Raw genomic sequence first — 24,856 nt, forward strand, 5'->3', positions numbered from 1 at the left:
CGAGGGGGACGTTGCTGTCGAGTTCGAAATTACCGCTGGTCGCTTGTGGAAAAAACTGACATAAAATGAAGGCAAACGTTCGAGGAAATAGATATGCAGAATCCGGGCATGCCGACCCTTGATCAACTTAAGGTGTTTCTCACCGTGGTGGATGTCGGCAGTTTCGCGGGGGCCGCGCGCAAGCTGGGCAGGGCCACATCGGTCATCAGCTACTCGATCGCGAACCTTGAGGCACAGCTCGGAATTTCCCTGTTCGATCGCGACACGACGAAGAAGCCGCAGCTGACGACCGAAGGACGCACGGTGCTCGCCGAGGCGAGGATCGTGTCGAACGGCGTCAGCGGTCTGCGGGCGAAGGTAAGGGCAATGCTCGAGGGCGTTGAGCCCGAGATTCATGTGGCGCTGGACGTCATGCTGCCCGCTGCACGCGTTACCGATGCATTGAAGGCGTTCAGCGAAGAGTTTCCGTCTGTCACGCTCCATCTCTATGTGGAAGCGTTGGGCGCGGTTGCGCAGATGGTGCTGGATCGCAAGGCGGTGATCGGCGTCAGCGGGCCGCTCGATATCGAGATTGATGGCATTGAGCGGATCGGCGCCGGCTTCGTCCAGCTTGTTCCCGTGGCAGCACCATCCCATCCGTTGGCAAAGGCGGGCAGGAACCTTCCGGGCGCCGGGCGCGAGCACGTCCAGCTCGTTCTCACCGATCGTTCGAAATTGACAGAAGGGTTTGAGCTGGGCGTTGTCGGCGCAAGGACCTGGCGCCTGGCCGATCTCGGCTCCAAGCATATGCTCTTGAAAGAGGGGATGGGTTGGGGAAACATGCCCGAGCCGATGGTCAGAGAAGACATTCGAACCGGCCGCCTGGTTCATCTCGACCTACCGGACTGCAAGGGCGGTCCCTATCGGCTCCAGGCGGTCCACCGCACGGATGTCCCTCCCGGTCCCGCCGGCCGCTTCCTGATATCGCATTTCGAAGGCCAAGCCGAAGGCGACGACATGGTCTATTCCAACCGTTGGTAGGCGTCGCACTTCGAGCGTTCTTCACGCAGAGCTGACCCTGGCAATCAACCGGGCGGTCAGGCATCGGCCGACGAGAAGCGAACCGACTACGCTGAGCGCACCGGCCGCCACGGTCAATTCATGATGAGGACATTCTTGGCTGCGGCTTCACCCGAAGCGGTGCTGCGATAGGCATCGCCCGCCTCGTCGAATGCCCATTGCCGCAAGGCTGGTTTCTTGAAGGAACCATCGTCGAACGCGGCCCTTAGCCGGTCGAGGATGCCTGCGATCTCTTCACCCGACAGCTTTGCGGTGTCGACCCCCAAGAGCTCCGAACGGTTGTGGTAGAAATCGGCGAGATCGAACGAGACGCGCTTCTGGCCGACGCTGGTGATGGCGAGATGGCGGCCGCCCACAGCCAGTGATTTGAGCGACGGCTCGAACATGGCGCCGCCCACCGCATCCAGAACCAGATCGGTTCCCTTGCCCCAGGTCGCTTTGCGGACGGCGTCTGGCAGGTTCGCTTTCGATAGGTCGATGAAATCATCGGCGTCGTTTGGAGCTTCGCTTCTGGCGGCCACGATGACGCGGGCGCCAAGATGACGAGCGACCTGTGTGGCGGCCCGACCGACGGCTCCGAGACCGCCGGTAATCAGAAGCGTCTCGCCCTTCTTCAGCGAGCCGACATCGACGAGTGCATGCCAGGCGGTGACGAAGGGGGCCCCGACCGCGGCCGCCTCGGCCATCGACAGGCTCGCGGGCTTCTCCGACAACCAGCTTGCCGGCAGGACGACATAGTCGGCGTGCGCACCGTCGCGCCGAAACCCGAATCCGGCGCCGCTGCCCCAGACATGCTTGCCGACAAGTGCGTTGCCTTCGACGACCACGCCGGCGAAATCCCGCCCAGGTGTGCGCGGAACCGCGCCGCCAAACAATCCGCTGACGATCTTGGCGTCGCTCGGATTGATCGCCGCAGCGTGGATCTTGACGAGAACTTCGCCGGCATTGAGGGCGGGGGTGGGGATATCCCGGTGAACAAGCACATCCGGCGTGCCGAATTGTTCGAAACGAAGGGCTTTCATTGTCGAGTTCCTTTAGGGGTCAGAGGACAGCCAGCAGGCCGCCGTCCACGAGCAGCGCGATGCCCGAGACGTAGCTGGAGAGATCCGAGCCGAGATAGGCGACCGCGTCGCCCACCTCGGAGGGATGGCCGAGGCGGCGTAGCGGCGTGCGCTTGCGAAAACCTTCCGATGCCTCGGCAATGCCGGGGCTGGTGCGCAAAAGCTCAGTGTCGATGGTCCCCGGTGCGACGGCGTTGACGCGGATGCCGTCGGGGCCGAGCGCGTCGGCAAGCGATTTCGCCATGAGAACGACGCCGCCCTTGCTGGTGGAATAGGCAACCGTGATGCCGGCGCCCGATATCCCGCCCATGCTGGCCATCAGCACGATGCTGCCGCCCTTGCCATTCGCCTTCATCTGGCGGGCGGCGGCCTGCGCGCCGAACAGCGGGCCATCGAGATTGATCGACAACAGCCGGTGGTAATCTTCCTCAGGTACGTCCGCGCCGTCGGTGCGCAGCGTGATCCCGGCATTGGCGACCATGACATCGACGCCGCCGAATTCAGCCGACGCTTCGATGAGGGCGTCATTGTCGGCGCGTTTGCTGACGTCGGTTTTGACGAAGCGGGCGGCCGATCCGACTGCCTCGATTTCCGCGACTGTCGGTCGGCCGCCTTCGCGCGGCGCCTCGGTGATATCGGCGACGATCACGGCTTTCGCCCCATGTTCGGCGGCGCGGATGGCGATGGCGCGGCCGATGCCGCTCGAAGCGCCGGTCACGACGACCACCTTGTTCTTCAGAATGTCACTCATGGCAAGTTTCCTTCGGCGAGATGGGATGGCTCAGCTCTTCGGCTGAAGCTGGAGGCCGAGTTGGCCGACAAGCGAATAGAGGTTGGCGACGCCCCAGTGTTCGGTGATCTTGCCGTCGACGACGCGCATGGCATCGACCGTCTCGAACTGGATCGTCTTGCCGGTGGGCTCGATGCCGAGGAAGGTTCCCTTATGCGTGCCGTAATAGGTCTTGAAGGTCGTCACGAGGTTGCCGTCGGCCGTCTGCCAGTGGATGACCGCATGGAAATCCGGGAAAGCCTTGCGCAGGCCGGCATAGAGGCCGCGCACACCCTCCTTGTCTGGCACCATGTTCGGTTGCGGCGTATGGTCGAGAAAATCTTCGGAAAACACTTCGTCGAAGACGGCGAAATTGCCCTTTCCCTGTACTTCCTCGGTGTTCCGGCGAACCACTGCGATCGCCGCTTCGCTTTCTCCACTTCTGGTCATGGTCGTATCCTTCGATGTCAGGGGTTAGAGTTCGAAACCGCCGATGGTCATGCCGCCGTCGACGACGATCATCTGGCCGAAGACGTAGCTTGCGCCCGGGGAACTGAGCCACACGGCCACTTCGGCGAGTTCGCGCGGCTGGCCGCCCCGCTTGGCGGGGATGGCTTTTCGGGCAAGGTCGGCAAAAGCCGGGTTCTGGGCGCTGTTGGCCACCACCATCGGTGTCTCGGTCCAGCCGGGGGCAAGCGCGTTGACGCGAATGTTGCGGCTGGCGTTCTCCATCGCCGCGACGCGCGTCAGACCATGGATGCCGTGTTTGGAGGCGGCATAGGCGCTCATGCCGCCCGGTCCGGTCAGCGCCGCGACGGAAGCCGTGTTGGTGATCGCGCCCGCACCTGTTTTTGCGATCAGCGGGATCTCGTATTTCATGCCAAGGAACACGCTGCGCAGGTTGACGGTCAGCACCCGGTCGAAATCGTCGGTCGGGTAGTCCTCGATCCGGTGAGTACCGCCGGTGATGCCCGCGTTGTTGAACGCCGCATCCAGCCGACCGGCGTCCTTCTCGACGCGCGCGAGGAAGGCCTTCACCTCCTCTTCACTCGAAACGTCTACGCTGAAGATATCGATCTTTCCCGTCGCCGCGATGTCCTTCGTTTCCTCAAGGCCGCTCTGATTGATGTCGGCCGCGAAAACATGGGCACCGCGCTCGGCAAACAGCCTTGCCGCCTCCCGGCCGATCCCCGAGCCTGCGCCAGTGACCAGGACCACTTTGCCGTCGAAATCCGCTGACATGGCTTCGCTCCTCGCCCGCGCGCGGGACGATGTTTCCTTGGAATTGTCGGGGTTGATGGGAAGCCGAAGGCGCTAGCCTCCGACGGATCGGCCTAGCCGAAGACCTTGATGGCAGCAGCGGCTACCAGTTCGCCCTGGTGGCGGGCACCGGCGAGGTCGATTTCGGTCGGCCGGCGCGATCCGTCGCCGCCGGCCACCGTGGTTGCGCCGTAGGGCGCGCCGCCGACGATTTCGTCGACGCTCATCTGGCCCTGGTGGCTGTAAGGAAGCCCGACGATCATCATGCCGAAATGTAGGAGGTTGGTGATGATCGAGAACAGGGTGGTTTCCTGTCCGCCATGCTGGGTTGCGCTGGAAGAAAAGGCCGCACCAATCTTTCCATGCAAGGCCCCCTTGACCCACAGGCCGCCCGCCTGATCGAGAAACGCAGCCATCTGCGAGGACATACGGCCAAAGCGCGTGCCGGTCCCAACCACGATCGCATCATAGCCCGCAAGCTCGGCAATGGTGGCGACCGGAGCTACCTGATCGAGCTTGAAATGATTGTTGCGCGCGATCTCCTCCGGAACGGTCTCCGGAACGCGCTTGACGTCGACATGGGCTCCCGCCTTTCGGGCGCCCTCCGCGATGGCATAGGCCATCGTCTCGATATGTCCGTAGGTCGAATAATAGAGGACCAGTACTTTCGCCATTGTTGTTCTCCGTTGGATTGAAGCAGTCGCCCTTGCGGCTTGGGAAAAAGCTCGCATCAAATAGCTTGCGGGAATAGTCGAATAAAATGATTGGTTACGGTCGAGAAAATCGAACGATATAGCGCGAGATGCGGTAGCCCGACCGTTCGATTTCTTCGACCGTAATCCTCGAATCTTTGCCGCTTTTGCCGAAATTTCAGGCGTGTAGCCTTCTGCGGGAAGCAAGCGAGTGTGAGGCCATGCCTGAGGACGTATCAGGCATAGCGGTCCATCATTTCGGGATTACGGTCTCGTCCCTAAAAACGTCGCTGAACTTCTGGATCAACATTCTCGGCTTCGAGCTCATCGGAAGGGATTTATTGGAGGACCGTGATTTCGTTCGCGACGTGACGGGAGTTCGTGACGGGTCCATTGAGCTCGCCATGCTGGCAAGGGGCCCGCATGTCATCGAACTTCTGGAGTACAAGACGGCGCATGGGCGAAAGGCGCTCGCCTTCCAGGCGTGCGACAGCGGGGGATCGCATGTCGGTTTCATGGTGCGGGACGTCGATGCCATACTGCGCAGGGCAGCCCCCTACGGGTGGAGTGCCTTCGGAGCGCCGCAGGTCGTGGCGAAGGGCCCCTGGACCGGGCGGCGGGTTGTCTATCTGAGGGGCCGGGCAACGTGCTGATCGAACTCGTCGAACCAGGTCCGGAGGGCGAGCGGCTTGATATGATGCTTTGAGCGACAGAGCGGCGGGACTAAGGGGCGGCCTCCTTGAGCACCCCTTAGGCCAACCAGCTTGCGCACGCGAAGGTTTTGAGAGGTGCGAGCTGGCGATCGGGGAACAGCCAATCCGGTAGTCAGACTTGTTTGGGCGGTGCCGCGCATGACCCGGCTATGCGGTCCTCTCGATTTCCGGATCCGTTACAACGCACCATGAAGTCCTATCTCCTCCGGAGGCTGGTCACGCACGGGTGTTACCTTGCCTGAAGTGGCAGAGTACGCCGGCATGTAGGAACGGACGTTGCGTCGTCATCTAGAGGCCGAGCTTGGCCAAAGCTGGCGGGAGTTCATCCGTGAACAGCGGATGAACCGGGCGATGGAGCTTCTGCGCAAGGAGGGTCGTTCCATAAAGGAGACTGCTTTCGAAGTTGGTTTCTCTTCGATCTCCGCGTTTTCAAGTGCGTTCTTTGGTTATGTCGGTAAGACACCCTCAGTTTACGCAAAGGCTTTTAGCCGGCGTCAGAGATCGAGTGCTGAATGAAGGTCGGGGAGTCGCGGCCGCCTCTCGGCGGGGGCTCAAGCGGGCGCAGCCCACCGGGTTTTCGAACTTCGATCGTCAACGGGTCGAGAGGGGCGGGGGAGGCGGTGGTGTCGTCGCGCCGGTGCCGAGCGAGCGTTGGACCATGACGCTGTCCGCCCAGCGCCCGTAGCGATAGGCTACCCCCTGCAGGAGGCCAACGCGAACGAAGTTGAACCGATCGTGCAGAGACAGCGAGGCAACATTCTCGGCATCGATATAGCCGATCATCTGCCGGAAGCCGGCTGCCACACAAGCGTCGATCAGGCCGCGCATCAGCAGACCTCCAATGCCTTGGCCGAGATGCTCGTGATGAACATAAATCGAGTGCTTGACGGTGTAGCGGTAGGCAGGTCGTTTGCGAAACAGTACGACATAGGCGTAGCCGACCACTGCGCCCTCCTTGATCGCGACAAGGTGCGGGAAGCGGCGGCTCTTCAAGTTCTTCCGCCGCTCGCGCAGATCGTCCGGCTGCGGCGTGTCGCCCTCGTCCACACCCTCCTCGATGCCGCGGCGAATGTGGCGGCGATAGATCGCCAGCATCGCGTCCACATCGCCGTCCCGCGACGGGCGAATGACGATTGACTTGTCCTGCTGCATGAGGGATCCGAAATTCCTAAATCCTATTCGGCGACGACGTAGGTATGAAGTCGTACGCGGCCCGATGCGTCCGTTTCACGGTAGAGACCTTGGATCTCAACGTCAAAGCCGGGAAACGTGTTGAAACAGGCTTCGAACATCTTGAGATAGTCGATCATCGGCTGCGCTCGCTCGGTCAACCGCTCGCCCGGCACGATGGTGGCGATCCCCGGCGGATAGACGACGAAAGGCGTCGTTGCGATCCGCCCGGCGATGGCGTCGATCGGAAGATAGTTCACATCGTTGCGCACGAGGCAGCGCGCCGCGTCGTGGGGCGATAGGGCAATATCAGGCAGGTGCGCTTCGGAAAATTGCTTCGCCTGCAGCGCGCTGACATTGGCGTCGCGGAAGAAGCGATGCATGTCGCCGCACAGGTCGCGCAACCGCGCGCCAGCGTAACGACCGGGTCGGCGGCGATAGAATTCCGGGATTGCCTCTTCCAGGGGCGCATTGTCGTCATGAAGCCTCTTGAAGGCGACGAGGCCGCTGATCAACGTGCCCGCCTTGCTTGCCTCGACGCCGGGCGTGAGCAGGAACAGCAGGGAATTCAGGTCGTTCTTTTCCGCGACGATCCGGTTTTCACGCAAGTATTGCGCGACAATCGGCGCCGGAATGCCGTGCTCGGCATATGCGCCGGTCGCCCTGTCGAACCCGGGCGTGAGCAGCGTGAGTTTGTTGGGATCGGTCATTGCGAAGCCCGGGGCCATATCGGAAAAGCCGTGCCACGCAGCACCTGGGGCGAGGTGCCAGAAGGCCGGGTTGGTGGCGAGCTGATCGGTGGCAACACTCTCCCAGGGCACGTCGTGCACCGCTCCAGGGCTTGCCACATCCGGCATCGCCACACGGTCCGGCACGAAGGGCTCGAAAAACCAGCGGCGCTCGGGCCGACGCTCCTTCTCCTCGAACTCCCGACGCACAGCCCGTATCTTCTTGCGCAGTTCGATGCCGAGGCGGATCGTATCGTCCCACAGCACTTCGCCAGAGCGGCCCTTCATCATCTGCGCACCGACGTCCAGGGAGGCGAAGAGCGGATAGAAGGGCGATGTCGACGCGTGCTGCATGAAGCTCTCATTGAAGCGCCGGTGTTCGACCCGCCGCTTCTGGCCGGTGATGTGCCGATCCTTCATGTGGATCTGCGAAGCCTGTGAAAAGCTCGCAAGCTGCTTGTGCGTGGATTGCGTGGCGATGATGCCCGGCGCTTCGGGTCCGAGTTCTGCAAGGCCCATGGCAAAACGTCCGGCATAGAGCGGATGAAACTTCATGAAGCCCGCCCAGGCCTCATCGAACAGGATGTAGTCGCACAGATGCCCGATGGCCTTCAGGATCATCTCCGCATTGTGGATCGTGCCGTCATAGGTGCACTGTTCCACCACCGCCACCCGAAACGGGCGCGGCTTTTGCCAGGCGTTGGGGTCTTTGACCAATGGGTGGGTGCGGATACGCTGCCGCAGCGTCTCCTCGTTCAGAGAGCCAAAATCCATGGGCCCTATGAGGCCATGAGCGTTTCGCGCGGTCGGCACATAGACCGGGATACCGCCGGAGATCATCAGCGCGCCGTGATGCGCTGCCTTGTGGTTGTTGCGGTCGAACAGAACCAGGTCGCCGTCGGTGACGAGGGCGGAGAGCGCGACCTTGTTGGAGGTCGAGGTGCCGTTGAGGACGAAATAAGTCTTCTCCGCGCCAAAAATCTTGGCGGCCTCCTTCTGCGCCGCGAGCGCCGGGCCCTCATGGGTCAGGAGATCGCCGAGGTCGAGCACGGAATTGTCGAGATCGTCGCGGAATACCGCTTCGCCCAGATGCTCCATAAACACGCGTCCGACCGGGCTGCGGCTATAGAACACGCCGCCATTATGGCCGGGACATGTCCAGAGCTGGTTGCCTTCCTCGGCGTAATCCACCAGCGCGCCAAAGAAAGGTGTCTTCATCGTCTCGGCGTACTGCTTGAGGCGGCTGATGAGGTTCTTTGCGATGAAGGCAGGGGTCTCCTCGGACAGGAAGACATAGCCGTCGATGAAGTCGAGCACTTCGACCGGTACATCCTCGAAGCGCTTGCGGCGGATCAAGAGAATGATGGGGAATTCGAGGCCGCGACGGCGCATCAGATTGATGAGGGAGGCTGTCTTGCCCTCCATACCCTTCTTGCCCCAATCGACCATCATGCAGCCGATGGCCGCGTCCGTCTGGACGGCGATTTCAGCGTCTTCGAGATTGCGCGCGCGCACCACCTCGAAACCAGATCGTTCGATCTCCTCGACGATTTGGTGGTAGCGGGCCCCCTCCAGGTCCTCGCTGTCGAAGGCGGGTGTCGCGAACAAAAAGGTGAAGCGCCTGAAGTAGTCCATCTGAGCCTCCGCCATCTATACGCAGCGAGTTGTTCGTGTGTTTCATGACGATGTTGTGACAGCGGCCCGGATTATCTGTGATCTTCGAGACCAACTCGTGTCGGCCATTCGTCCAAGAGTCCTCGTGGAGCAGCGGGAGAGGGAGCGATGGTCTCTCTATTCAAAGTTTGTCTGCCCCCATCAAACAGGATGCTGTGTAAGATTTCCCCAACTGCACCGGACGGATCACGGCTCTCAGGACCGCACCCGGTGACCTTCGTTCCGTGGGGAAAACAATGGATCTGCAAAAGATCAAGACGCTTCTCGACTTTGTTGGGCGTTCGCGTGTCTCGGAGCTGACAGTCAGCGATGCGGACACGACTGTCGTCATTCGCAATCCGGCTCGTGTTGCCAACCTGGAAATCCCAACCACCATGCAGGCAATGCCATCAACGGTCGAGCCGCCAAGGTTGGACGACCAGCCGCAAACGCAACTCGTTCGTGCTTCGACTTCAGGCATCGTACATCAGTCAAACAGCCCGGGATCCGCTCCAATGGTGGCGGCAGGCGAGCCGGTAGAAGTGGGGCAAGCTCTTTGCATCGTGGAGGCGATGAAGGTCTTCACGACTATATCGGCTCCGTTCGGCGGCATCGTCAAGCGCGTCTTCTTTGAGGACGGCCAGGAGGTCGCCTTCGGCGACCCGCTCGTGGAGATCGGGTGATGGACGCGTTTTTCGAGGCCTCCCGGAAAATCGGCCATCCATTCCAGTCCGTCCTCATCGCCAATCGCGGAGAAATCGCCGTGCGGATCGAACGGGCCTGCAAGGAACTCGGCCTTCGCCCGATCCGTGTTGCATCCGAGGCGGATAGGGCCGGCGCGGCAGCACCGAGCGACGGTGGTCCACTCTCGATCGGGCCGTCGGCACCAACAAGGAGCTATCTCAACCAGGCGGCGATCCTCCTTGCGGCGCGTGTGACCGGCGCGGAGGCGATCCATCCCGGTTACGGTTTTCTCTCGGAGAACGCCGATTTCGCCGAAGCGGTCGAAAATGCCGGCCTGGTTTTCGTTGGCCCGCCGGCCTCGGCAATCCGCATCATGGGCGACAAGATCGCTGCCAAGCGCGCGATGATGGCGGCCGGCGTCCCTTGCGTGCCGGGACCGGGCGAGCCTCTACCTGATAACATAGATGCCGTGCGCGCCACCGCTGAGGCCATTGGTTACCCGGTCATCGTCAAGGCGGCCGGCGGCGGCGGCGGGCGGGGCATGCGCGTCGTGCGCGATGGCGCCGATATGGCCGATGCGGTCGCGATCACGCGCGAGGAGGCGCGCCGGGCCTTCGGCAAGCCCGAGCTCTACGTGGAAAAGTTTCTCGAGCACCCGCGCCATGTCGAATTCCAGGTGCTCTGCGACAATCACGGCAATGCCGTGTGGATTGGTCATCGCGATTGCTCCGTTCAGCGACGGCACCAGAAGGTCGTCGAGGAGGCGCCGGCACCCGGTATCGCGCCGGAACTCGCAGAGAGGATCGGCGCGCGCTGCGCGGAGGCCTGCCGGCAGATCGGCTATCGTGGGGTCGGGACCTTCGAGTTTCTTTACGAGCACGGCGAGTTCTACTTCATCGAAATGAACACCCGGCTGCAGGTCGAACATCCCGTAACGGAGGCGACAGCCGGCGTCGATCTCGTGCACGAGCAGCTGCGTTCGGCCCAAGGCGACGTGCTCGACGCGAGCCGTTTTCGCGGCGAGGCGCAAGGACACGCCTTCGAATGCCGTATCAACGCGGAGGACCCAACCACTTTCGTGGCTGCCCCCGGTCGCATTTCAGCGGTTCGTTTTCCAAGCGGACCGGGCATTCGCGTAGATACCCATGTCTCGGCCGGATACCGGGTTTCCCCGTACTATGATTCCCTGATCGCCAAGCTGATCGTCCAAGCGCCGACCCGCGACGACGCGATCCGGCGCATGCAGGTCGCCCTGTCAGAAACCAGGATCGAGGGCATTTCCACGAACCTTCCGCTGCACGAAAGGATTTTTGCCGATCCTGACTTCATGCAGGGCTGCGTCGATATCCATCATCTTGAAAAACGTTTGAGGGAGGAAGCCGGTGTCAAGGCGTGACCGCTCGTCAGGCAGATCCGGGATCGGTGACTTCTCCGATCCGGCTCTCATCTCCACTCTGACCACCTGGCTTGGCGCTTCGGGCGCGAGCGAGTTGGAGATCAGCACGAAGGACGGCCACGCCCTGAAGATTGTGCTGGCCCCCGACGCCAACCCGGTGAAGCGTCGTGACGAGGCTCAGGATGCCACCTCGTCGGTGACTGAGGGATGGGCCGTCAAGGCGCCGCTCGCCGGGGTGTTTCGTGATCGACATCCCGGTAGCTTGGATGCTTCACCGCTTGCCGGTGAGGGCTGCACGCTTGAGGTGGGCGGCATCGCCGGTTTCGTGGAGGTCGGACCCATCTTGCTCTCGGTGATCGCGCCGGCGACTGCGATCGTCGCTGGCGTTCATGCCCGTGCCGGAGAGTTGATCGGCTACGGAGACCCCGTTTTGACCATGGAACACGCCCAATGAGCCTCCTGCAACAGGCCCCGTTCCCGTCGCCTGCCTTAACCGTCCCGAATACCGAGGAACTGGCGAAGATCTCCTTCATCGGCACGCGTGCCTTTCTGCTCGAAGCACCCGGGGCCTTCGACCTGCCGAACCAGAGGCGCATCTGGGCGCTCTCCCGCGCGCTAGAGACGCACGACGACGTCGCCGAGATCGTTCCTGGCATGACCAACCTGCTCGTGATCTTGAAGGAGACCCCGGACGATGCGCAAGCGGTCGTCCGGCAACTGCGGGACGAATGGCAGCGTTCGCAGGGCATCGATCTGGCCGGTCGACAAATTGAGATCTCCGTCACCTATGGCGGCGAACATGCCACGGATCTGCCGGCGCTCTGTGACCTCAGCGGTCTCAGCGACCGGGAAGTCGTGCGTATTCATCACGAAGGCATCTATCGCGTCTTCGCCCTCGGCAGTGCGCCGGGCTTCGGGTATCTGCACGGGCTCGATCCACGCATCCACATGCCGCGAAAGACCGTGCCCTCGCTCAAAATGGCGCGGGGCTGCGTCACGATCGGCGGCATGCAGACCGGTGTCGCCGTGCTGACCGGCCCGAACGGATGGAATTCGATCGGCTTTGCCGAACTTCAGATGTTCGATCCGCTGGCCGCAGCGCCCGCCTTGATGGCCCCTGGCGATACCGTGCGCTTCCGCCCTGAAAGGATCGAGTTGTGATCGAGATCGTCGAAACCGGACCGCTGAACACCGTCCAGGACCTGGGGCGTCCGGGCTATCGGAATATCGGGGTCACGGCATCGGGAGCAATGGATCCCCTGGCACTCGAGATAGGCAACATTCTCCTTAGCAATCCGCAGGGTGCCGCCGTCATCGAGGTCCAGACTTTCCCCTTCCGGCTATGTTTTGCCAAGGGTGGCGCATTCGCGCTTACGGGTGCCGATTGCCGGGCGAAGCTCGACGGCGTCGCCTTGCCGCCCTGGTGGGCTGTGGAAGCTGAGGCCGGTCAGATGCTGGAGCTCTTCCCACCGCTTCGCGATGCACGGGCCTATGTGAGCCTGGCTGGCGGGATCGATGTGGCGCAGGTGATGGGATCGCGCAGCACGTCGCTGCGTGGAAGCTTCGGCGGACTTTCCGGCAGGACCCTTGCCGTCGGCGACGGCATTGCAACCGGTCCGGTTGAACCGGCTGTCCTGCCGAAAGGCGGTTTCGGCGTTGTGCCGCCGGCGGTTGCCTTAAAGGATGTGTTTCCTGTCGACGAAGGCGGTGCGCTTTTCATTCGCGCACTGCCGGCCGGCGAACACGATCTCTTCGGGGCTGACGCGGACCGGTTCTGGCGCCAGCCGTGGAAGATCTCGGCGCGCAGCGACCGCACCGGCTACCGCCTCAGCGGAGACCCGATCCATCCGGTGGAGGTGGTGGAGATGCGTTCGCACGGCGTCGTGCCTGGTGTGATCCAGGTGCCGCCTGCAGGCGAACCGATCGTCCAGATGAGCGATGCCAACACGGCCGGAGGCTATCCGAAGGTCGCCGGTGTCATCGAGGCGGATCTCTGGCGGATGGGGCAGGCTCGCATCGGTTCGACGCTGCGCTTCGTGCCGGCCACGCACGCAGAAGCGAAGGCCGCTGAGAAGGCGCTCGCTGCCTATATCGAAGACATCAGGAATACCGCGCGCCTCGTCAGCAAGGCGCTCGCCGCCATGGCTTAGGAGACATTCATGAAGGTGGACCTCAATTCCGACATGGGCGAGGGCTTCGGACCCTATTCGCTTTGCGATGATGAGGCGATGATGGATGTCGTGACCTCTGCCAACGTCGCCTGCGGCTTTCATGCCGGCGACCCGGAGACGATGGCCCGGATGGTGCGTCTCGCACGGGCGAGGGGAGTTGACGTCGGTGCGCATCCGGGCTTGCCGGACCGGCAAGGTTTTGGCCGCCGCGAACTGCCTTTCGGGCCCGACGAACTGCGCCAGCAGATGCTCTATCAGCTCGGCGCGCTGATTGCGATCGCCCGCGCGGAAGATGTGCGCGTCTCCCATGTCAGTTTTCATGCTGCAATGGGCAACATGGTCAATCGCGACCCGACCCTGGCGGCTGCCATGATGGCGGCGATCCGTGCGGTCGATCCCGAATTGATTGTCTTTGGCACGTCCGGCAGCACCATTGAACGCGCGGCGCTCGATGCCGGGCTCAAGACGCTGACCCTCTTCCTTGCGGACCGCGCCTATGACGCCGAAGGCAAACTCGTGCCGCGTGGCAAGCCCGGTGCCCTCGTCAAGGAGGAGCCTCGGTTACGCGCAAGGGTGCGGCAGTTCCTGACCGAGGGGACCGTAACCGCCATCGACGGGACCGTCATCCCCATGCGGGCTCGTTCCATCCTCGTGCACAGCGATACGCCGGGTTCGCTCGAACTTGCCCGTACCGTCCGTAACGAAATCGAGGCGGCTGGCGGCGTGGTCACGCCCGTCTCCAAGCTTCTGGGTTGAGCCCTCGCACACTGCAAAACCTTATCCGTCCCTATCGAAAGCAACGATCATGCCCGCTATTGCCGACCGCCTGAGGAACGTTTCCGTTTCCGCTTCTGCCACCATGAGCCAGCGCGCCCGCGACCTTGCGGCAAGCGGCGTCAAGGTTATCAGCCTCTCCTCCGGCGAGCCGGATTTTCCGACGCCCGCCAACGCCGTCGAGGCGGCCCATGCCGCAGCTCTTGCAGGCGACACGAAGTATCCACCACTCGACGGAACGCCGCCACTTCGGCAGGCCATCGCCCGCAAGTTCAAGCGGGACAACAACCTCGACTACGATCCCTCCGAGATCGTTGTGGCCGGCGGCGGCAAGCAGATCATCTTCAACGCCGTCCTTGCCACCTGCAATCCCGGCGACGAGGTCGTCATCCCTTCGCCCTCATGGATCAGCTATGCGGATATCGTGAAATTCGCCGGCGCGATACCGGCTCCGGTCGATTGCCTGCAACAAAACGGATTCAAACTCAGGGCCGAAGACCTCGAAGCCGCGATCACGCCGCGCACCAAGTGGCTGTTTCTGAACTTCCCGAACAACCCGACCGGTGCTGCCTGCTCACGCGCCGAGATGAAAGAGATTGCCGAGGTGATGCTCAGGCACCCGGATGTCTGGATCATGACCGACGACATGTACGAACACCTGATCTATGACGACTTCGAGTTCTGCACGATTGCCGAGGTCGAACCGCGCCTTAAGGATCGCGTGCTGACGGTCAACGGTGCATCGAAGGCCTATGCTATGACCGGCTGGCGCCTCGGCTTCTGCGGCGGCCCGAAAGACCTGATCAAGGCGATCAGCAATGTCAACGGCCAGAACAGCGGGGGCACGTCGACGATCACCCAGGCCGCCGTTGCCGCCGTGCTCGATGGTCCGCAGCACATCCTTAGGGAGCGGGCGGCGATCTACAGGAAGCGGCGCGACTTCGTGGTTGAGCGGCTGGGCGCGATCGAAGGGATCCGCTGCCACAAGCCGGAAGGCGCCTTCTACGTTTTCCCGAACATTGCCGAGCTCATCGGCCGGACCAGCAAGAAAAGTCGCAGGATCGAGAACGACACGGATTTCGTATTGGCGCTGCTCGACGAACATCACGTGACGACCGTGCAGGGGGCTGCCTACGGGATGAGCCCGTTCTTCCGCATTTCCTATGCCACCAGCATGGAACAGCTGAGTGAGGCCTGCGACCGCATCGCTGATTTCTGCGCCGGTATGAAGTAAACGCTCAGCCGTTAAACCTTGAGGCGGGCGGTGAGCTCCATGAGGATAGATCTCACCGCCAGTGCCGGCTCCGACAGTTCGCTCTGATCGGAAACACAGAGCGAGAGGGTCTCTTCGATCTTCGGCGTGACCATACGCGAGACGAGAGGTTCCGGCGACTCCGCAATGATCCGTTCAGCGATGGCGCGTGGCATGATGGTCGCCCCGACCCCGCCGCTGACGGCGCGCGCGAGTGTGCGGACGATCTCGACCTCGGCCACGACATTCAACGAGAAACGGGCGCGCGTGAAGGCAAGGTCGATCGCCCGGCGCACGAAATTGTAGGGCGGCGGCAGGAGCAGCGGAACGTCATTGAGAGCACTCAACGGCAGCGGCGCGTCACCCGGTTCGATGCCGAAATCGCGGTGCGCCACGAGGTGAAATTCTTCCACGAACACAGGCTCGAACCGAACACCCTTGATGGGTCCGGTACCATGGATCAGTGCCATTTCCAGCCGGCCATTCATGATCATCTGGCTGTAGGTCTGACCCACACTTTCGGTCAGATGCAGTAAGATGCCGGGATGGCGCTTACGCGTTTCTGTCAACAGCTCGACCGAGAGCGTGGCCGCACTCGAAAAGGGCACGAGACCAACCGAGACGCGCCCAACAAGCGTATCGCCGGCTGCCTTTACGTCCGCCTGTGCCTGGTCCATTTGCCGCAGGATGATTTGGGCGTGACGGTAAACGGCCTTTCCGGCCTCGGTCATCGAGACCCCCTGCTGGCTGCGTATCAGAAGCTTCTGGCGGAAATGGTCTTCCAGCGCGGCAAGCTGCTGGCTGAGGGCCGGTTGGGCGATGTGGAGAACGTCGGCTGCCCGCGTGATGCTACCGGTGTCGACGATGACGATGAAGGATTTGAGACGCCTGATATCCATATGCCCTGCCTGCCTGTTCGCCCCAGATGTTACAGAGCAACGGGCTCGCCGCAAGTCCATAAGCCATCCTTATCCATCCAGATTCAAACGGTCTTATTCAGAGCCGGAAAGCTTCGCTACTCTCTCTTTCAACAACAGGGGAACCAAAATGTCCTTTTCCGATTACAGAACCGCACTCGTGACGGGCGCATCCTCCGGGATCGGTGCTGCGGTCGTCGAGCGGCTCCGCCGCGAGGGCCTCCAGGTGCATGCGGTTGCCCGTAGCGCCGATGCGCTGAAGGCACTTGCCGAGCGCACGGGCTGCATTTCTCACGCAATCGACGTAACCGACCGTGCCGCACTGGCGAAGCTTGCCGGTGAAGTTGAGTTCGACATCCTGGTGAACAATGCCGGCGTCGACCGGCCGAAGAAATTTCTCGAAGCAGAGGATGGCGACATCGATCTCCTCGTCGATGTCAACCTGCGCGCCGTCCTCCATCTCTGCCGGCTGATCGTGCCTGGCATGGCTGAACGCGACCGCGGCCATGTCATCAACATTTCTTCGATTGCCGGCAACTACAACTTCAATGGCAACTCCACCTATCACGCGACCAAGGCCGGCGTCAGCATGCTGTCCAACCAGCTGCGAATCGATACCTTCGGCAAGTGCGTGCGCGTAACCGAGATCTGCCCGGGTCGGGTCGCAACCGATATCTTCAACCACGTTCACGGCAACGATCCTTCCATCCGCGAGCGCTTCATCGACGGTTTTGAACTGCCGCAGGCGAGCGACATCGCCGATGCGATTGCCTTCGCGATCGCCGCACCCGTCGCTGTCAACATCGGGCACATGGAAATCACCCCGACGCTTCAGGTGATGGGTGGACTGCAGACGGCCAAACCGCAGACGAAGGAACCACGGTCGTGAAGGGCTTCGAACTCGCCGCGATCCTCGGGAACCCGGAATACGTGGCCATGCTGCTGCATGGCATCGAGATGACCTTCATCATCGCCGTGTGCTCGTGGACCCTGGCGATGACGCTCGCGGTCATCCTGCTCGCCGTCCGTTTTTCTCCCGGCCGCATCGGCAACGCGGTGGTCGCAGCTTACGTCTCCTACCACCGAAATGTGCCGACACTGGTGCAGCTCATGCTCTGGTACTTCGGCATCTACACCATCCTGCCCTCAGGGCTGGCTGACTGGCTCTCTGCGCATTCGGCGGAAATGATCTTCGCCGTCGTCGGCCTTGGCCTCTGCCAGGCGGCTTACTTCAGCGAGGATCTGCGCTCCGGCCTGCGCTCGGTCAATCCCGGCCAGATGGAGGCGGCACGTGCCCTGGGTCATGGCTATCTCTCTGCAATGCGCTTCGTGCTGATCCCGCAGGGTGTTCGCAATGCCTTGCCGGCGCTTGTCAATCACAGCGTTTCGCTCTTCAAGAACAGCAGCCTTGCCATTGTGATCGGCGCGCCGGAGCTCACCCATGCCGTCAAGGAGATCGAGAACCTCTCCTTCCGAACCTTCGAAATCTACCTGGTCGGTACGGTCCTCTATCTCTTCTTCACCCTGATAATCATGGCCGCTGGTGCCTACCTCACCTGGCGAGCTGATCCGGCGAATGGAGCGAGACGATGATCCATGACCTGATCGCCATCGTCGACCAATATTGGCTCCTGCTCCTTATCGGGCAGTACCCGAACGGACCGCTCGGCGGCCTTGCCAATACGCTGATCCTTTCGGCGCTTAGCATCGCGATTGCCTTTCCGTTCGCGATCCTTCTGGCTTTCGCCAGGCTCTCTAAATACCGGGTTCTGCGTTGGCCGGTGACCGTACTCGTCTATGTGACGCGCGGCGTGCCGCTCCTGATGCTCGTGCTCTGGAGCTACTTCCTCGTGCCACTGCTCACGGGCGCCGATGTGCCGAGCTTCCTCACCATGCTGACGACCCTGGTTGTCTACCAGGGCGCGTTCCTGAGCGAGATCATCCGGGCAGGCATCGTTGCCTTGGGGCAGGGCCAGATGGATGCAGCTCGTGCGCTCGGTCACAGCTATTTCAGCGCGATGCGCTACGTGATCCTGCCGCAGGCGCTCTACAACATGATCCCGAGCATGCTGTCGACCTTCGTCGCAACCATCAAGGACACAACGCTCGGCTACGTCATCAACGTGCCGGATCTTACCTTCGCTGCCAGCCAGGTCAACAACCAGCTCCTCACGCAGCCCTTCCAGGTCTTCCTAATCCTGGCGCTGACCTACTACGTGATCTGCTGGTCGCTCACCTGGCTCACCAATGTCGTCGAGCGGCGCATTACACGCCGGCGCGCTGGCCTTATTGCCCCGAAACGCCGCGGGCAGTTGCCGATTTCCCTGACACCGAACGCCACGGAGCAGCCATGACCGCGTCAACCTCCACTATTGCAAAGGATCAGGCGATCCGGCTCGCCGGTGTCCGCAAGAGCTATGGCGACTATGACGTCTTGAAAGGCATCGACGCGACAGTCGCGCGGGGCGAAGTGGTCGTCATCTGCGGTCCCTCCGGCTCGGGGAAGTCGACCTTGATCCGCACGGTGAACCGGCTCGAGGAGATCAACAGCGGTTCGATCTTCTTCGAAGGGCAGGACGTTCACGCGCAGATGAGCGGGCGAGACCTCAACCGCCTGCGCAGCCGCATAGGCTTCGTTTTCCAGAGCTTCAATCTGTTCCCGCACCTCTCCGCGGTCGACAATGTCGCGATGTCCCCGATCCGGGTGAAGGGCGTGGCGCCGGCGGAAGCCCACGAGAAGGCGTTGAAGCTGCTTGACCGCGTCGGCCTTCGCGAAAAGGCCAACTCTTATCCGGGCCAATTGTCCGGCGGGCAGCAGCAGCGCGTGGCGATCGCTCGCGCGCTCGCCATGGAGCCGCCAGTGATGCTGTTCGATGAGCCGACCAGCGCGCTCGACCCGGAAATGGTCGGTGAAGTGCTGAACGTCATGAAGTCGCTCGCTGCCGAAGGCATGACCATGATGTGCGTCACGCACGAAATGGGTTTCGCCCGTGATGTCGCCGACCGCATCTGGTTCATCGATGCAGGCCAGATCATCGAGACCGCGACGCCTGAGGAATTCTTCAAGAACCCCAAGCATCCGCGTGCGCAGCGGTTTCTCGCCGACCTGCGCCACTAGAACAAGCAAGACCAACAACGAAGGAGAACAGCAATGAAGTGCAGCCATCTTATTCTTGGAATGACCGTCGCGACGGCAGCGCTCGCAGGTCCGGCCAAGGCCGATCAGCTTGAAGACATCCTCGCAAACAAGACACTGCGGTGCGCGACTTTCGCGGACGTGCCGCCCTTCGCCGCTCCGGACGCAAAGACGCGTGAAATGGTCGGCTTCGACGTCGATCTCTGCGGCGCGATCGCCCGTGAACTCGGCGTGAAGGCCGAGATCAAACCGGTTTCCGTTGAAGCCCGCGTACCGGAGGTCAAACTTGGCCGTGTCGATATCACCGTCGCCAACCTTGCCTATACGCAGAGCCGTGCCGAACAGATCCAGTTCAGCGACCCCTATTACCTCGCCAAGGAAATGCTGATCGTGCCGGCGGACGATGCAGGCAAGGCAAAGACCGATTATGCCGGCCAGCGCCTTGCCTCCACCAAGGGTTCGACCTCCGAAATGTCGATCAAGCTCAACAAGTCCGAGCCGCTCACCTTCCAGGACACGGCGTCGGCTTATCTCGCCGTGCAGCAGGGCAAGGCCCGCGGCATGGTCGCCAACACGATGACGACCACCAAGCTGGTCAACGAATCGAAGACCCGCGGCAAGGAAATGCGAATGATCCCTGAGCCCATGCTGTTCCAGCCGATCGGCGTCGGCATGGCGAAGGATCAGCCGGCACTGACGGCCAAGATCAACGAAGTGCTGCACAAGCTCGATGATAGCGGCGAGATCAACCAGATTTGGGACAAGTGGCTCGGCCCGAACACCGAATACAAGATGGCTCGCACCGACAAGGTTGCACCGCTCTCCGAACTGAAATTCGACCCAATCCCCTGATGGGGCCGGGTCGCGCGTAAGCGACCCCCGTTTTTCCAAATGTCTTGAACAACGCAAACGGCGGGCGTCGCGCCCGACGCGACCACCCATGGGAAAAATCATGACGCATATCAAGAAAATGCCCGTTCGCCCTAGTGCCGCCGAAGTGGAAGCGGTGGCCAAATTCTCGCCGGCAACGATCCATGAGGCGCAGGGACGCCGGGGGGCATTGTCCTCCCGCATCAAGCCCGTCGATTACCGCATGAAGCTCTGCGGTCCGGCCTTTACCGTCCGTTGCGCACCGCGCGACAACATCATGCTGCAGCTTGCAATCAACTATGCTCAGCCGGGCGACATTATCGTCGTTTCGGCGGGCGAATACGAAGAGGCCGGATCGTTTGGCGACGTGCTTGCCAATGCCTGCCTTGCCAAGGGCATTGGAGGTCTTGTGACCGACAGCGGCGTGCGCGACACGCTGCAATTGCGTGAGCTCGGTTTTCCGGTGTTTTCGCTCAGCGTCTGCATCAAGGGCACGGTCAAGGAAACCCTGACCTCGACCAACGACCCGATCATCATCGGTGGAGAGATTGTCCATCCCGGCGACATCATCGTCGGCGACGCTGATGGCCTGGTCGTAGTGCGGCGGGAAGAAGCATTTGAGGTCGCGAAGCTGTCGCAGGCGCGCGAGGATGCCGAAGCCGAGTACATTGCAGCGTACAAGGCAGGAAAATCGGTCATCGAAGTCAGCAAGCTCGAGCCGGTGCTGAAGGCAAAAGGGCTCGTGATCGAAGGCTGACTAGGGGCCGGGACGTCTCGTGCGAGCGCCCGGCGGTGAAGGAGAACAGGTTTGTCATTTCCACTTTTTGACCTCAAAGGGCGACGCGCCTTGGTGACGGGCTCGTCGCAAGGAATAGGTTTGGCGCTGGCGCGTGGTCTTGCCGAACACGGCGCGGCACTTGTCCTCAACGGTCGCGACCGTTCAAAGCTGGAGGCGGCCGCTGCCGCATTGAACGATGCCGGCTACACTGTCGATGTCGCGGATTTCGACGTCACGGACGCGGAAGCGGTAAAGCGCGGCGTGGATCAGATCGAGCAGGATGTCGGCGCCATCGACATCCTGGTCAACAATGCCGGCATGCAGTTCCGCGCGCCGCTTGAGGATTTTCCGGTCGAGCGCTTCGAGCAGTTACTGAAGACGAATGTCTCCAGCGTTTTTTATGTCGGCCAGGCAGTCGCCCGGCACATGATCGGTCGCGGCGCCGGCAAGATCATCAACATCGGCTCGGTGCAGAGCGAACTCGCGCGCCCATCGATCGCGCCCTACACGGCGACGAAGGGTGCAGTCAGGAACCTGACGCGCGGCATGTGCACCGACTGGGCAAAGTATGGATTGCAGGTGAATGCGATCGCGCCCGGCTACTTCAAGACGCCCTTGAACCAGGCGCTGGTGGACAGCGCCGAGTTTTCCTCCTGGCTGGAAAAGCGCACGCCGGCGGCCCGTTGGGGTGACGTCGAAGAACTGGTGGGTGCAGCGGTCTTCCTGGCGAGCAACGCCTCCTCTTTTGTCAACGGACACACGCTCTATGTCGATGGCGGCATCACGACCAGTCTCTGAGGTCCGCCCCGGCTTCGGCCCGGTCGTCGTCATGGGCGTATCCGGCTGCGGCAAGTCCGCGGTTGGCGAACGGCTCGCCACCTATCTCGGCGCTCGCTTCATCGAGGGCGACAGCCTACATTCGGCCGCCAATGTCGAGAAGATGCGCAGCGGCACGCCGCTGACCGATGCTGACCGCTGGCCCTGGCTCGACGAGATCGGCACCCGTCTGGCCAGTCCGGCCGCGACCGTCGTGTCGTGCTCGGCCTTGAAACGAGCCTATCGCGAGCGCCTCAGGGAAGTCGCCTGGCAGCCGATCACCTTCGTCTTTCTGCAGGGCACAAGGGCACTGCTCGCGGCACGGCTGGGAGAGCGCAAGGGCCACTACATGCCGCTGTCGCTGCTCGATAGCCAGCTTGCCACCCTCGAACTGCCCTCGGAGGAGGCGGACGTCGTTACCATTGAAATCGATCAGTCGCTGGAGCGCATCGTTGCGTTGGCGATGAACACGCTGGCGATCCGCGCCGATCGTGCGACCAGTGAACAAACCACGGGAGAAAACTGATGACGAAACCGGACATCCTGCTGATGGGCCCCTATCCGGATTGGGACCTGGTGGAACTGGAAGCGCGCTACGCGGTTCACAAGATCTACGAGGCCGAGGATCGGGACGCCTTCCTTGAAACGCATGGGCCGAACATCCAGGCGATTGCGACCCGAGGCGAGCTGGGCGCATCGGCGGATCTGATCGGCAAGCTGCCGCAGGTCGAAATCGTCTCCGTCTATGGTGTCGGCTACGATGCCGTCGATCTCGCGGCCTGCCGCGAGCGCGGGATCCGCGTCACCAACACCCCTGACGTGCTGACCAACGACGTTGCCGATCTCGGCGTCGCGATGATGCTCTGCCAGTCGCGCGGCATGATCGGCGCGGAAAGCTGGGTGAAGGACGGAAGCTGGGCAGCCAAGGGCCTATACCCGTTGAAACGGCGGGTCTGGGGCCAACGCGCCGGTGTTCTCGGCCTCGGGCGCATCGGCTTTGAGGTGGCCAAGCGCCTGCGCGGCTTCGATATGGACATCGGCTACAGCGACGTCTCCGAAAAACCCTATGCGGACGGCATGACCTTCATCGCCGATCCGGTTGCTCTGGCAGAACGGTCAGATGTGCTGTTCGTGACGCTCGCGGCCTCCGCTGTCACCCGGCACATCGTCTCGAAGGAGGTCATCGAGGCGCTCGGTCCCGACGGCATGCTGATCAACATCTCGCGCGCCTCCAACATCGACGAGGATGCGCTGCTCGATGCGCTCGAGAGCGGTGCGCTCGGTTCGGCGGCGCTCGATGTTTTCGAGGGTGAGCCGATGCTCAATCCCCGCTTCCTCAAGCTCGACAACGTCCTGCTGCAGCCGCATCACGCCTCCGGCACAATCGAGACCCGCAAGGCGATGGGCAAGCTGGTGCGCGACAATCTCGCTGCGCATTTTGCCGGCGAAGCTCTGCCCACCCCTGTCGTTTGAGGTCCCGAAATGAAAGCCGTTGTCATTCACGCCGCCAAGGATTTGCGGATCGAGGATCGGGAGACGCAGGCGCCGGGAACGGGTCAGGTCGAGATCCAGATCGAGGCAGGCGGCATCTGCGGATCGGACCTCCACTACTACAACCATGGCGGCTTCGGCACGGTGCGGCTGCGCGAACCGATGATCCTCGGCCACGAGGTCGCCGGCACCATCAAGGCGCTCGGTGACGGTGTCTCGACGTTGGCCGTCGGCGACCGGGTGGCTGTGTCACCGAGCCGACCCTGCGGCACATGCGACTATTGCCAGCGCGGCCAGCAGAACCATTGCCTGAACATGCGCTTTTACGGCAGCGCCATGCCGATGCCACATATCCAGGGTGCGTTCCGGCAGCGCCTGGTCGCCCAGGCGTGGCAGTGCCACAAAATCGCTGATGGTGTCACAAGCAACGAGGCGGCCATGGCTGAACCCTTTGCCGTGACGCTGCATGCGGTGGCGCGGGCGGGATCGCTGCTCGGCAAACGCGTTCTCGTCACCGGCTGCGGCCCGATCGGGGCGCTGGCGATCATCGCCGCACGCGCTCACGGCGCGCGTGAGATCGTCGCGACCGACGTGATGGACGGTGTGCTCGACAAGGCGCTGTCGATCGGCGCCGACCGGGTGATCAACGTTGCCAACAATCCCGATCAGCTTGCCGCCTACGCCGCCAACAAGGGCACCTTCGACGTCCAATTCGAGGCCTCGGGCAATGCGCAGGCGGTGCGCTCCGGTCTCGACGTCCTCAAACCCCGATCGGTGCTCGTCCAGCTCGGCCTTGGCGGCGACGTCGCCATCCCGCAAAACCTTGTGGTGGCAAAAGAGATCGAGATGCGCGGTACGTTCCGGTTCCACGAAGAGTTCGGGCTTGCCGTAGATCTCATCAACGCCGGCCGCGTGGACCTGACCCCACTCTTGACCGGCATCTTCCCCCTGGAAGACGCGGTGCGTGCGTTCGAAACTGCCGGCGACCGCAGTCGTTCGATGAAGGTGCAACTCGCCTTCTAGTCGCCATTGCGCCATGCGGCCGCGGGAGACTGTGATCGCATGGAGCCTTCACCCCGAACGCTCGGAAACATCAGCTAGCGTCCAAACTTCAACGGAGGCAATCACGTGTCACAGGCGGAAATCGGCCTAATCGGTCTCGGCGTCATGGGCTCGAACCTGGCGCTCAACATAGCTGAAAAGGGCAACAAGATCGCGGTGTTCAACCGCACCGTCGAGGCGACGCACAAGTTCTACGCGGAAGCCGGCGAGCTCAAGGGCCAGATCGTGCCCTGCGACACCATCGAAGAGTTTGTTGCCGCCATCCGTCCGCCGCGCCCGATCATCATCATGATCAAGGCCGGCGAGCCGGTCGATCAGCAGATGAAGATCCTCGAGCCCTACCTTTCCAAGGGCGACATCATGATCGACGCCGGCAACGCCAACTTCCGCGACACGATGCGCCG

Annotated in this window: 29 protein-coding genes; 21 read left to right on the forward strand and 8 right to left on the reverse strand. The window is 62.2% G+C overall.

All coding sequences use genetic code 11. The features are described from left to right. Positions 1-93: 93 nt before the first annotated feature. On the forward strand, positions 94-1,020 hold the full coding sequence (locus BLU35_RS17095) for a LysR family transcriptional regulator (protein WP_093233849.1): 927 nt from the start codon (positions 94-96) through the stop codon (positions 1,018-1,020). 113 nt (positions 1,021-1,133) lie between these two features. On the opposite strand, the gene BLU35_RS17100 is transcribed toward BLU35_RS17095, so the two are convergent. From BLU35_RS17100 to wrbA, 5 genes are all read right to left on the reverse strand, one after another. Further along, positions 1,134-2,081: a quinone oxidoreductase family protein gene (locus BLU35_RS17100; RefSeq protein WP_093233850.1), complete on the reverse strand. Its 948-nt coding sequence runs from the start codon at positions 2,079-2,081 to the stop codon at positions 1,134-1,136. Between the two features lie 19 nt (positions 2,082-2,100). Beyond that, the gene (locus BLU35_RS17105; RefSeq protein WP_093233851.1) at positions 2,101-2,871 is read right to left on the reverse strand and encodes an SDR family oxidoreductase; all 771 of its coding nucleotides are present in this window, start codon (positions 2,869-2,871) and stop codon (positions 2,101-2,103) included. A gap of 30 nt (positions 2,872-2,901) precedes the next feature. Then, entirely contained in the window at positions 2,902-3,339 is a 438-nt protein-coding gene (locus BLU35_RS17110) for an ester cyclase (RefSeq protein ID WP_093233852.1), read from the reverse strand. 24 nt (positions 3,340-3,363) lie between these two features. Then, the gene (locus BLU35_RS17115; protein WP_093233853.1) at positions 3,364-4,131 is read right to left on the reverse strand and encodes an SDR family NAD(P)-dependent oxidoreductase; all 768 of its coding nucleotides are present in this window, start codon (positions 4,129-4,131) and stop codon (positions 3,364-3,366) included. Positions 4,132-4,223: 92 nt separating this feature from the next. Then, positions 4,224-4,823: an NAD(P)H:quinone oxidoreductase gene (wrbA, locus tag BLU35_RS17120; RefSeq protein ID WP_093233854.1), complete on the reverse strand. Its 600-nt coding sequence runs from the start codon at positions 4,821-4,823 to the stop codon at positions 4,224-4,226. A 239-nt stretch (positions 4,824-5,062) separates the two neighbouring features. On the opposite strand from wrbA, the gene BLU35_RS17125 reads away from it, so the two are divergent. Both BLU35_RS17125 and BLU35_RS36680 read left to right on the forward strand, forming a co-directional pair. Next, complete coding sequence (locus tag BLU35_RS17125) at positions 5,063-5,494, forward strand: VOC family protein (protein ID WP_093233855.1); 432 nt, start codon at positions 5,063-5,065, stop codon at positions 5,492-5,494. A gap of 336 nt (positions 5,495-5,830) precedes the next feature. Beyond that, on the forward strand, positions 5,831-6,070 hold the full coding sequence (locus BLU35_RS36680; protein WP_093233856.1) for a helix-turn-helix domain-containing protein: 240 nt from the start codon (positions 5,831-5,833) through the stop codon (positions 6,068-6,070). 75 nt (positions 6,071-6,145) lie between these two features. Here the strand turns inward: BLU35_RS36680 and BLU35_RS17135 are convergent, their stop codons facing one another. Next, positions 6,146-6,706 (reverse strand): GNAT family N-acetyltransferase, encoded by a 561-nt coding sequence (locus tag BLU35_RS17135; protein ID WP_093233857.1) that lies wholly within the window; start codon positions 6,704-6,706, stop codon positions 6,146-6,148. Positions 6,707-6,729: 23 nt separating this feature from the next. Continuing rightward, entirely contained in the window at positions 6,730-9,087 is a 2,358-nt protein-coding gene (locus BLU35_RS17140) for an Orn/Lys/Arg family decarboxylase (RefSeq protein WP_093233858.1), read from the reverse strand. Between the two features lie 275 nt (positions 9,088-9,362). Between BLU35_RS17140 and BLU35_RS17145 the strand changes: the two genes are divergently transcribed. From BLU35_RS17145 to BLU35_RS17175, 7 genes are read left to right on the forward strand one after another with little or no spacing between them, the layout of a single operon-like run. Next, positions 9,363-9,788 (forward strand): acetyl-CoA carboxylase biotin carboxyl carrier protein, encoded by a 426-nt coding sequence (locus BLU35_RS17145; RefSeq protein ID WP_093233859.1) that lies wholly within the window; start codon positions 9,363-9,365, stop codon positions 9,786-9,788. Beyond that, positions 9,788-11,185, forward strand: coding sequence for an acetyl-CoA carboxylase biotin carboxylase subunit (locus tag BLU35_RS17150; RefSeq protein WP_093233860.1), 1,398 nt, complete (start codon positions 9,788-9,790; stop codon positions 11,183-11,185). Before BLU35_RS17145 ends, BLU35_RS17150 begins: the two co-directional genes overlap by 1 nt. Next, the gene (locus BLU35_RS17155) at positions 11,172-11,639 is read left to right on the forward strand and encodes a biotin/lipoyl attachment domain-containing protein (RefSeq protein WP_093233861.1); all 468 of its coding nucleotides are present in this window, start codon (positions 11,172-11,174) and stop codon (positions 11,637-11,639) included. The genes BLU35_RS17150 and BLU35_RS17155 overlap by 14 nt, the downstream gene beginning before the upstream one ends. After that, entirely contained in the window at positions 11,636-12,346 is a 711-nt protein-coding gene (gene pxpB / locus BLU35_RS17160; RefSeq protein ID WP_093233862.1) for a 5-oxoprolinase subunit PxpB, read from the forward strand. Before BLU35_RS17155 ends, pxpB begins: the two co-directional genes overlap by 4 nt. Next, entirely contained in the window at positions 12,343-13,335 is a 993-nt protein-coding gene (locus BLU35_RS17165) for a 5-oxoprolinase subunit C family protein (RefSeq protein WP_093233863.1), read from the forward strand. Before pxpB ends, BLU35_RS17165 begins: the two co-directional genes overlap by 4 nt. 9 nt (positions 13,336-13,344) lie before the next feature. After that, positions 13,345-14,112 carry a LamB/YcsF family protein gene (locus tag BLU35_RS17170; RefSeq protein WP_093233864.1) on the forward strand — a complete coding sequence of 256 codons (768 nt, stop codon included), beginning with the start codon at positions 13,345-13,347 and terminating at the stop codon, positions 14,110-14,112. A 49-nt stretch (positions 14,113-14,161) separates the two neighbouring features. After that, positions 14,162-15,364 (forward strand): pyridoxal phosphate-dependent aminotransferase, encoded by a 1,203-nt coding sequence (locus BLU35_RS17175; protein WP_093233865.1) that lies wholly within the window; start codon positions 14,162-14,164, stop codon positions 15,362-15,364. Between the two features lie 11 nt (positions 15,365-15,375). On the opposite strand, the gene nac is transcribed toward BLU35_RS17175, so the two are convergent. Beyond that, the gene (gene nac / locus BLU35_RS17180) at positions 15,376-16,281 is read right to left on the reverse strand and encodes a nitrogen assimilation transcriptional regulator NAC (RefSeq protein WP_093233866.1); all 906 of its coding nucleotides are present in this window, start codon (positions 16,279-16,281) and stop codon (positions 15,376-15,378) included. A gap of 148 nt (positions 16,282-16,429) precedes the next feature. Here nac and BLU35_RS17185 point away from each other — a divergent pair, with 148 nt between their 5' ends. The 11 genes from BLU35_RS17185 to BLU35_RS17235 all read left to right on the forward strand — a co-directional run. Then, positions 16,430-17,188 (forward strand): SDR family oxidoreductase, encoded by a 759-nt coding sequence (locus tag BLU35_RS17185; protein WP_093233867.1) that lies wholly within the window; start codon positions 16,430-16,432, stop codon positions 17,186-17,188. Further along, positions 17,185-17,892, forward strand: coding sequence for an amino acid ABC transporter permease (locus BLU35_RS17190; RefSeq protein ID WP_093233868.1), 708 nt, complete (start codon positions 17,185-17,187; stop codon positions 17,890-17,892). The genes BLU35_RS17185 and BLU35_RS17190 overlap by 4 nt, the downstream gene beginning before the upstream one ends. After that, entirely contained in the window at positions 17,889-18,653 is a 765-nt protein-coding gene (locus BLU35_RS17195; RefSeq protein WP_065376070.1) for an amino acid ABC transporter permease, read from the forward strand. The genes BLU35_RS17190 and BLU35_RS17195 overlap by 4 nt, the downstream gene beginning before the upstream one ends. Then, on the forward strand, positions 18,650-19,417 hold the full coding sequence (locus BLU35_RS17200; RefSeq protein ID WP_093233869.1) for an amino acid ABC transporter ATP-binding protein: 768 nt from the start codon (positions 18,650-18,652) through the stop codon (positions 19,415-19,417). Before BLU35_RS17195 ends, BLU35_RS17200 begins: the two co-directional genes overlap by 4 nt. A gap of 33 nt (positions 19,418-19,450) precedes the next feature. Further along, complete coding sequence (locus BLU35_RS17205; RefSeq protein WP_093233870.1) at positions 19,451-20,287, forward strand: ABC transporter substrate-binding protein; 837 nt, start codon at positions 19,451-19,453, stop codon at positions 20,285-20,287. 100 nt (positions 20,288-20,387) lie between these two features. Next, positions 20,388-21,062, forward strand: a complete 675-nt coding sequence (locus tag BLU35_RS17210; protein WP_093233871.1) for a 4-carboxy-4-hydroxy-2-oxoadipate aldolase/oxaloacetate decarboxylase — start codon at positions 20,388-20,390, stop codon at positions 21,060-21,062. A 51-nt stretch (positions 21,063-21,113) separates the two neighbouring features. Beyond that, complete coding sequence (locus BLU35_RS17215; protein WP_093233872.1) at positions 21,114-21,881, forward strand: SDR family oxidoreductase; 768 nt, start codon at positions 21,114-21,116, stop codon at positions 21,879-21,881. Beyond that, the gene (locus BLU35_RS17220; protein WP_286161546.1) at positions 21,856-22,425 is read left to right on the forward strand and encodes a gluconokinase; all 570 of its coding nucleotides are present in this window, start codon (positions 21,856-21,858) and stop codon (positions 22,423-22,425) included. The genes BLU35_RS17215 and BLU35_RS17220 overlap by 26 nt, the downstream gene beginning before the upstream one ends. Beyond that, on the forward strand, positions 22,425-23,372 hold the full coding sequence (locus BLU35_RS17225; protein WP_093233874.1) for a 2-hydroxyacid dehydrogenase: 948 nt from the start codon (positions 22,425-22,427) through the stop codon (positions 23,370-23,372). The genes BLU35_RS17220 and BLU35_RS17225 overlap by 1 nt, the downstream gene beginning before the upstream one ends. Before the next feature lie 9 nt (positions 23,373-23,381). Further along, the gene (locus tag BLU35_RS17230) at positions 23,382-24,413 is read left to right on the forward strand and encodes an L-idonate 5-dehydrogenase (RefSeq protein WP_093233875.1); all 1,032 of its coding nucleotides are present in this window, start codon (positions 23,382-23,384) and stop codon (positions 24,411-24,413) included. Between the two features lie 105 nt (positions 24,414-24,518). Beyond that, positions 24,519-24,856, forward strand: a 338-nt coding sequence (locus BLU35_RS17235; protein WP_176907300.1) for an NAD(P)-binding domain-containing protein, incomplete at its 3' end; no start/stop codon positions are given.

Origin of the sequence: Sinorhizobium sp. NFACC03, assembly GCF_900103435.1 — a bacterium.
Taxonomy (GTDB): Bacteria; Pseudomonadota; Alphaproteobacteria; order Rhizobiales; family Rhizobiaceae; genus Ensifer.